We start from the raw sequence: 8,068 nt of genomic DNA on the forward strand, positions 1-8,068 counted from the left end.
AAGCGCTAATCCGAAGCGCCACGTCGATCCAGCGGCCAACCCCGCTTACTGAATCTTCGCGTTCTTACGCAGACCTTCTTCGAACGCTTGCAGTTTTTCCTGCTGGATCTGTTGCACGATCTGCGGGCGCACCTGTTCGAGCGGCGGAGGCGTAATGCTGCGCACGTCGTCGACACGGATGATGTGCCAGCCGAATTGCGTATGCACCGGCGTGTCGGTCATCTGGCCTTTATGCAGATGCGTGGCTGCGTCCGCGAATTCAGGTACGTAGGCCTTCGGGTCCGACCAGTCCAGATCGCCGCCGTTCTTGCCCGATCCCGGATCCTTCGAGTATTGCTTGGCCAGGTCTTCGAAGCTCGCGCCGGCCTTGATCTTCGCGATCAGGTCTTTGGCCTGCTGTTCGTTGTCCACGAGAATGTGGTGCAGGTGATATTCCTTGCCGCCTGCGTCCTTGATCAGCGCGTTGTAGCGTGCGGTGACTTCGGCGTCGGTCGGCTGGTTGTTCTTCACGAAATCTTCGATCAGCGCGCGCAGCACGACGGTTTGCTGGGCGACGGCGATTTGCGCCTTGATGTCCGGACGGTTCGGCAAGCCACGGCGCAGCGCTTCCTGCATCAGGATCTCGCGGTTCACCAGTTCTTCGCGGACAGCCGTTTGCAGTTGCGGCGTATTTTGCTGGCCTTGATGGACCAGTTGATCGATCAGCGCATCGGCACGCGCTTTCGGAATCGGCGTGCCGTTCACGACGGCGATGTTCTGTGCGAATGCAGGTGCGGCCGCAAATGCAGCCAGCAATACCCAGAGGCGGGTTTTCTTCAAGGTCATCGAAAATTTTCCTAGCGGGGCAACAAAGCGAATTCTTCGGGCGTGTACGCCGTGATTGCAAGGGCGTGAATGCCGCGCTGCATGGCATCGGCCAGCGCATCATACACCATGCGATGCCGCGCCACGCGGGCCTTGCCGGCAAATGCGGCAGCCACGATCGTGACACTGAAATGACCGCCGGCCGACGCGCCGGCATGGCCTGCGTGCTGCGCGCTGTCGTCGGTGATCTGGATGGAAGTGACCGGCGCGAGAGCGGCGACGAGGCGGGCCTCGATCAGCGCGGCGCGCTCGGCGGTGGTAGCGTGCATGAATACATCGGCGTTGCTCGACATGTCATTCTTCCTTCATATACTTCGACAGCCACAAACTCTGTCCGACGATGAACACGACGAGGCAGCCGGTTGCGCCGAACAGCTTGAAATTGACCCACTGGTCGGTCGTGTAGTTGTACGCGACGAAGAGATTGACGAGTCCGAGCAGCACGAAAAAGATCGCCCACACCACATTCAGCTTGCCCCAGATCGCATGCGGCAGCGTGATCTGCTTGCCCATCATCGCCTCGATCAGGTTCTTGTTGAAGGCCAGTTGCGAGACGATCAGCGCGACCGAGAAAGCCCAGTACAGCACGGTCGGCTTCCATTTGATGAACGTGTCGTTGTGCAGCACGAGCGTGGCGCCGCCGAACACGGTGACGACGCCGAGGCTCACCCACAGCATCGGGTCGACCTTACGGTGGCGGAAAGCCACCCATGCGATCTGCACCAGCGTGGCGACGATCGCCACTGCCGTCGCCGTGAAAATGCCCCAGATCTTGAAGGCGACGAAAAACAGGATGATCGGGAACAGATCGAACAGGAATTTCATTATCTGGTCGGGGAATCGGAGAGCGAGTCGGAGAATAGGGACGCGGTGCGGAACGGGTCGACCGGATCGACCGGCTCGCAAGCCGGATGAGGGTGTCGCGGCCGGCTTGCGCGCGATCGAGCAGACGCCGGCCGGCAACGCGCCGGACTCCGCGCTGCGTTACTTGGGCTCGAATTGTAACGCAGCCGAATTGATGCAGTAGCGCAGGCCGGTCGGCGCAGGTCCGTCTTCGAATACATGGCCCAGATGCGCACCGCAGTTCTTGCATTGCACCTCGATGCGCAGCATGCCGTGCGAGCGGTCGGTTTTCTCGGCGATCACTTCGCCGTCGATCGGTTTGAAGTAGCTCGGCCAGCCGCAACCGGCGTCGAATTTGGTGTCCGATTCGAACAGAGGCGTGCCGCAACAGACGCAGTCATAGATGCCGCGGTCCCAGTGGTCGTGATAGCGGCCTGTGAACGGGCGCTCGGTGGCCGCGTGGCGCGTCACCTGATATTCGATGTCGGAGAGCTGCTTGCGCCATTCGGCGTCGTCTTTCTGCACGGCGGGGGCGTCGGTATTGAGTTCGTCGGGCTTGTTCATGGTCGGGTTCCTGTCTCGGGCTTGTTTTGGGGGAGGCTAGATGCTCAGGCGGATTCGGCTCGCTGCGTGTGTACACACAATCGGCTGCGATCGGCTGGAATCGCGCGAAATCAGCCGGTATGCGTCGCGTCACGACGAGCAGCTCACTTCCAGCGAACTCGCCCAGTCCGGCGGCAACCCGGCATACGCTTCATGCTCGGGCTGTTCGTCGAACGGACGGCGCAGCACGGCCGCCAGTCGTTCCACTTCGGAAAAATCCTTCTCTTTCGCGCGGCGGATTGCCGTTTCCGCCAGATGATTGCGAAGTACGAATTTGGGGTTCACGCGGTTCATTGCAATGGCGCGGGCGGTGTCGTCGCGTGTTTCCTCGGACAGCCGCGCACGATAGTCGTTCACCCACGCGTCGAAGGCGGCGCGGTCGAGGAACAGGTCGCGCACCGCGGCGTCGCCGCTCGCGTCGTGCTTCGATACGCGCGCCAGATTGCGGAAGGTCAGCGTGAAATCCGCGCGATTGGCGTGCATCACTTCGAACAGGCGATTGGCGAGGGCGTCGTCGCCGGGACGCTCGGTTTCGAGGCCAAGTTTCGCGCGCATGCGCCGCTCCAGTGCCGGCGCGAAACGGTCCTTGAAGCCGCCGAGCACGCGCTGCGCGTCTTCGATCGCCTTGTCGCCGCGCACGCTTTCCTCATGCTTTTCGCCCAGCAGCGGCAACAGGCCTTGCGCGAGGCAGAAGAGGTTCCAGTAAGCGATCTGCGGCTGCATTCTGTACGCGTAACGGCCTTGTGAATCGGAGTGGTTGCAGATGTAGCCGGCGTCGAAGCCGTCCATGAAACCGAATGGGCCGTAGTCGATCGTGAGACCGAGGATCGACATGTTGTCGGTGTTCATCACGCCGTGGCAGAAGCCGACCGCCTGCCACTCGACCATCAGGTCGGCGGTCGAGATCACCGCTTCGTTCAGCAGCGCGAGATACGGATCGTCGGCTTCGCGGCAATGCGGATAGAAGCGTTCGATCACATGATCGGCGAGCGCACGCAGTGCATCGGTGCGATCGTTGGAATAGAAATGCTCGAAGTGGCCGAAGCGCACGAAGCTCGGCGCCACGCGCGTGACCACGGCGGCCGTTTCGACCGTCTCGCGCCGCACCGGCTGATCGGAGCCGATCACGCACAGCGCGCGCGTGGTCGGAATGCCGAGGTGGTGCATCGCTTCCGAACATAGATACTCGCGGATCGACGAACGCAACACCGCGCGGCCGTCGCCCATGCGCGAATAGGGCGTACGCCCCGCGCCTTTGAGCTGCAGCTCGAAGCGCCGGCCGTTATGTTCGACCTCGCCGAGGCCAAGCGCGCGGCCGTCGCCGAGCTGGCCCGCCCACACACCGAACTGGTGGCCTGAATACACCGATGCGTAAGGCAGCGCCTGCTCCGGCCATTCACGCGTGGCGTTGCCGGAGAACAGCTCGGCGAAGCCCGGATCGTTCTCGAGACCGGGCTCTAATCCGAGCAGCGCGGCGGTTTCAGCGGAGAACCCGACCACGTACGGCGCGCTGAGCGGCGCCGCGGGCAGACGCGTCATAAAGACGCTGCCGAGCCGTGCGAACGCGCTCTCGGGCACATTGGTGAGCGAGTCGGAAAGAGCCGACAAAGGCCCGGATAACCCTGCAATGCTTGGGGAAAACGACATGTTGAGCGCCTCTGGATTAACCGATATTGTAAGTCCGCGCCCGCGGAGCTGCTGGCCGGCCCTGTATCCCTGCCGCATCGAGCCTGCAGGAGCCGTTTGCCGCATTTCCTCTGCATTTTGCTGACGGCGCGTCGAGGCTGAGGCGCGCCCCCCGAGCTGCAAACCGATTGAAACAATCAAGCCGAGGAGACCACCCTTTATGACGACGCCGCTGCTTGGCCAGATGATGGACGTGCCGCTCACCGTGCCTTCGTTGCTCGCGCACGCCGCGCGGCATTTCGGCAGCACTGAAATCGTATCGCGGCGGATCGAAGGCGACCTGCATCGTTATACCTATCGTGATTGCGAAAAGCGCGCGAAGCAGCTCGCGCAGGCTTTGATCGCGCTCGGCGTCGAACCCGGCGAACGGGTCGCCACGCTCGCATGGAACGGCTACCGGCATCTGGAAGCGTATTACGGCACGACCGGCTTCGGCGCGGTCTGTCACACGATCAATCCGCGTCTCTTTCCCGATCAGATCGCGTACATCATCAATCATGCGGACGACGCCTACGTGCTGTTCGACACCACGTTCGCGCCGCTCGTCGATGTCCTCGCACCGCAGTGCCCGAGAGTGCGTGGCTGGATCGCGCTCGCGGACGAAGCGCATCGGCCCGCCATGCAGACCCCGGCGCTCAGTTACGAGACGCTCGTCACCGCGCAGGACGGCGATTACGAATGGCCGCCGCTCGACGAACGGCAAGCGTCGTACCTGTGCTATACGTCCGGCACCACCGGCAATCCGAAGGGCGCGCTGTATTCGCATCGCTCGACGGTGCTGCATGCGTTCGGCGCCTCCTTGCCCGACGCCATGAGTCTGTCCGCGCGCGACTGCGTGCTGCCCGTCGTGCCGATGTTCCATGTGAACGCGTGGGGCATTCCGCACTCGGCGCCGCTGACCGGCGCAAAGCTCGTGTTCCCCGGCAAGGATCTCGACGGCAAGTCACTGTACGAGTTGATGGAAAGCGAACGCGTCACGTATTCAGCCGGCGTGCCGACCGTGTGGCTCGGCCTGCTCAATTATCTGCGCGAGGCGAAGGTGCGCTTTTCGTCGCTCAATCGCACGGTGATCGGCGGCTCGGCGTGTCCGCCGGCCATGCTGCGCACGTTCGAAGACGACTACGGCGTGCAGGTAATCCACGCGTGGGGCATGACCGAAATGTCGCCGCTCGGCACGCTCGCGAAGCTGACGTGGGAACAAAGCCAGCGTCCGCTGGAAGAGCAGCGCAAATTGCTGGAGAAGCAGGGACATGTGCTCTATGGCGTCGATATGAAAATCGTCGGCGAAGACGGCCGCGATCTGCCGTGGGACGGCGTGGCGTTCGGCGATCTGCATGTGCGCGGGCCCTGGGTGATCGACCGGTATTTCCGCAAGGACGACTCGCCGCTCATCGACGGCTGGTTTCCGACCGGCGACGTCGCCACCATCGACCGCGACAGCTTTCTGCACATCACGGACCGCTCGAAAGACGTAATCAAGTCCGGCGGCGAATGGATCAGTTCGATCGACATCGAAAACGTCGCGATCGCGCATCCGGCCGTGGCCGAAGCGGCCTGTATTGCGTGCGCGCATCCGAAATGGACCGAGCGGCCGCTGCTGGTGGTCGTCAAGCGGCGTGGCTTCAACGTGACGCGCGAGGAGCTGATCGCCTTCTACGACGGCAAGGTCGCAAAATGGTGGATTCCCGACGACGTCGCCTTCGTCGACGAACTGCCGCACACGGCGACCGGCAAGCTGCAAAAACTCAAGCTGCGCGACATCTTCCGCGACCATGTTCTGCCGTCCGCGCTCGAAGACGAAAAGGACTGCCCGCTCACGCCGCTTGCCAGGGGAAACCCCGTCTCCTGACAAATTGAACGAGCGTGCTTTTTTGTGTATTCTGCCTGCTGACCCCGGAAAATCAGACAATGAATCGGATCGACACTCCGACTCGATGAACCGGAAGGGCGGCGCGCCTGAGCGACGCCTTATTGCATGGATCGCATGGAGGCAGGCAGATGGCAGTGGACTACACAACCCATGACGGCGTGGCCGTCATCACGCTGAACAATCCTCCCGTCAACGGCCTCGGCCTGTCGACGCGAGCGGGCATCGTCGACGGGATCGAGCGCGCGCAGAACGATCCGGCCATCAAGGCGATCGTGCTGACTGGCGCGGGCAAAGCGTTCTCGGGCGGCGCCGACATCACCGAATTCAACACGCCGAAAGCGATGCAGGAGCCGACGCTCGCCACCGTCATCAAGACCGTGGAAGGCAGCGCGAAGCCGGTGGTCGCGGCGATTCACAGCGTCGCGATGGGCGGCGGTCTGGAACTCGCGCTCGGCGCGCATTACCGCATCGCCGCACCCGGTGCGCAGATCGCGCTGCCGGAAGTGAAGCTCGGCATTCTGCCGGGCGCGGGCGGCACGCAGCGTTTGCCGCGCGCCATCGGTCTCGAAGCCGCGCTCAACATGATCGTCTCCGGCGCGCCCGTCATGTCGGAGAAGCTCGCCGATTCCGGTCTGTTCGATGAACTCGCGCAAGGCGATCTGGCCGAAGCCGCGCTCGCGTTCGCCCGCAAGGTGGGTGCCAAACCCGGCCCGCATCCGAAGGTGCGCGAGCGCAAGATCGAGCATCCGAACGCCGCCGGCTTCATTCAGTTCGCGCGCAACAGCGTCGCGGCGGTCGCGAAGAATTTCCCCGCGCCGCAGAAATGTATCGACGCCGTGGAAGCGGGCGTGCAAAACGGCTTCGATAAGGGCCTCGCTTTCGAACGCGACTGCTTCATCGCACTCGTGCAGACGCCGGAAAGCCGCGCGTTGCGTCACGCGTTCTTCGGTGAACGCGCGGCGAGCAAGATTCCCGATGTGCCTTCCGATACGCCGGTGCGCGATATCAAGCAGGTGGCCGTGATCGGCGCGGGCACGATGGGTGGCGGCATCGCGATGAATTTCATCAACGCGGGCATTCCGGTCACGCTGCTGGAAACGAAGCAGGAAGCGCTGGACCGCGGCCTCGCCACGATCCGCAATAACTACGAAGCGACCGTCAAGAAGGGCAAGCTCAAGCCCGAAGCGCTCGACCAGCGCATGGCGCTGATCACGCCCACGCTTTCCTATGACGACCTGAAAAACGCCGACCTGATCGTCGAAGCCGTGTTCGAAGAACTCGGCGTGAAAGAGCAGGTATTCAAGCGTCTCGACGAAGTGGCGAAAGAAGGCGCGATCCTCGCCTCGAACACCTCGACGCTCGACGTCGACAAGATCGCCGCTTTTACGAAGCGACCGCAGGACGTCGTCGGCATGCACTTCTTCAGCCCGGCCAACGTGATGAAGCTGCTCGAAGTGGTGCGCGGTAAGGAGACGGCGAAGGACGTGCTCGCCACCGTCATGAAACTCGCCAAGAAGATCAGGAAGACCGCGGTTGTCTCGGGCGTGTGCGACGGCTTTATCGGCAACCGGATGATCGAGCAGTACATCCGCCAGGCGCTCTTCATGCTCGAAGAAGGCGCGCTGCCCGCGCAGGTGGATCGCGCGATCGAGAAGTTCGGCTTCGCGATGGGTCCGTTCCGCATGAGCGATCTGGCCGGCAACGACATCGGCTGGGCGATCCGCAAGCGCCGCTATCAGGAACAGCCTGAGATGCACTACTCGAAGATCGCCGACCGGCTCTGCGAGACGGGGCGCTTCGGTCAGAAGACGGGCGGCGGGTGGTACGACTACAAGGCGGGTGATCGCACCGCGTATCCGTCGAAAGTGGTCGACGAGATGATCGTTGCGTTTTCGAAGGAAGCCAACGCCGAGCGCCGCAAGATCAGCGACGAGGAAATCGTCGAGCGCCTCGTGTTCGCGCTCGTGAACGAAGGCGCGAAGATTCTCGAAGAGGGTATCGCGTCGAAGGCGTCGGACATCGACATGGTCTATCTGACCGGCTACGGCTTTCCGCTCTATCGCGGCGGCCCGATGCTGTACGCGGACACGGTCGGCCTCTACAACGTCGAGCGCGCGATTCGCCGCTATGCCGCGCAGCCGAACGGCGATGCCTGGCAACTGGCGCCGCGCATCGCGGCACTGGCGGCCGAGGGACGCGGAT

The 8,068-nt window shown here is 63.0% G+C and carries 7 protein-coding genes; 2 read left to right on the plus strand and 5 right to left on the minus strand.

Going from position 1 to position 8,068, the window contains the following annotated elements:
* Window positions 1–45 precede the first annotated feature (45 nt).
* From P0D71_RS32670 to P0D71_RS32690, 5 genes are all read right to left on the minus strand, one after another.
* The gene (locus P0D71_RS32670) at window positions 46–825 is read right to left on the minus strand and encodes a peptidylprolyl isomerase (protein WP_408483583.1); all 780 of its coding nucleotides are present in this window, start codon (window positions 823–825) and stop codon (window positions 46–48) included.
* A gap of 11 nt (window positions 826–836) precedes the next feature.
* Window positions 837–1,157, minus strand: coding sequence for a BolA family protein (locus P0D71_RS32675; RefSeq protein WP_091794364.1), 321 nt, complete (start codon window positions 1,155–1,157; stop codon window positions 837–839).
* Between the two features lies 1 nt (window position 1,158).
* Window positions 1,159–1,689 carry a septation protein A gene (locus P0D71_RS32680; protein ID WP_091794362.1) on the minus strand — a complete coding sequence of 177 codons (531 nt, stop codon included), beginning with the start codon at window positions 1,687–1,689 and terminating at the stop codon, window positions 1,159–1,161.
* A gap of 159 nt (window positions 1,690–1,848) precedes the next feature.
* The gene (gene msrB, locus P0D71_RS32685) at window positions 1,849–2,271 is read right to left on the minus strand and encodes a peptide-methionine (R)-S-oxide reductase MsrB (protein ID WP_091794360.1); all 423 of its coding nucleotides are present in this window, start codon (window positions 2,269–2,271) and stop codon (window positions 1,849–1,851) included.
* Window positions 2,272–2,400: 129 nt separating this feature from the next.
* A complete protein-coding gene (locus P0D71_RS32690; protein ID WP_408184671.1) occupies window positions 2,401–3,957 on the minus strand; it encodes a protein adenylyltransferase SelO in 1,557 nt (518 codons plus the stop codon).
* Window positions 3,958–4,156: 199 nt separating this feature from the next.
* Here P0D71_RS32690 and P0D71_RS32695 point away from each other — a divergent pair, with 199 nt between their 5' ends.
* Window positions 4,157–5,845 carry a 3-(methylthio)propionyl-CoA ligase gene (locus P0D71_RS32695; RefSeq protein ID WP_408483584.1) on the plus strand — a complete coding sequence of 563 codons (1,689 nt, stop codon included), beginning with the start codon at window positions 4,157–4,159 and terminating at the stop codon, window positions 5,843–5,845.
* A gap of 149 nt (window positions 5,846–5,994) precedes the next feature.
* Window positions 5,995–8,068, plus strand: a 2,074-nt coding sequence (locus tag P0D71_RS32700) for a 3-hydroxyacyl-CoA dehydrogenase NAD-binding domain-containing protein (protein ID WP_408483585.1), incomplete at its 3' end; no start/stop codon positions are given.

Origin of the sequence: Paraburkholderia sp. RL17-383-BIF-A (genome assembly GCF_046028015.1) — a bacterium.
GTDB lineage: Bacteria > Pseudomonadota > Gammaproteobacteria > Burkholderiales > Burkholderiaceae > Paraburkholderia.

Excerpts from the sequence above, each read along its gene's own strand:
- P0D71_RS32670 (WP_408483583.1), bottom strand. The coding sequence starts at position 825 with ATGACCTTGAAGAAAACCCGCCTCTGGGTATTGCTGGCTGCATTTGCG.
- P0D71_RS32675 (WP_091794364.1), bottom strand. The coding sequence starts at position 1,157 with ATGTCGAGCAACGCCGATGTATTCATGCACGCTACCACCGCCGAGCGC.
- P0D71_RS32680 (WP_091794362.1), bottom strand. The coding sequence starts at position 1,689 with ATGAAATTCCTGTTCGATCTGTTCCCGATCATCCTGTTTTTCGTCGCC.
- msrB (WP_091794360.1), bottom strand. The coding sequence starts at position 2,271 with ATGAACAAGCCCGACGAACTCAATACCGACGCCCCCGCCGTGCAGAAA.
- P0D71_RS32690 (WP_408184671.1), bottom strand. The coding sequence starts at position 3,957 with ATGTCGTTTTCCCCAAGCATTGCAGGGTTATCCGGGCCTTTGTCGGCT.
- P0D71_RS32695 (WP_408483584.1), top strand. The coding sequence starts at position 4,157 with ATGACGACGCCGCTGCTTGGCCAGATGATGGACGTGCCGCTCACCGTG.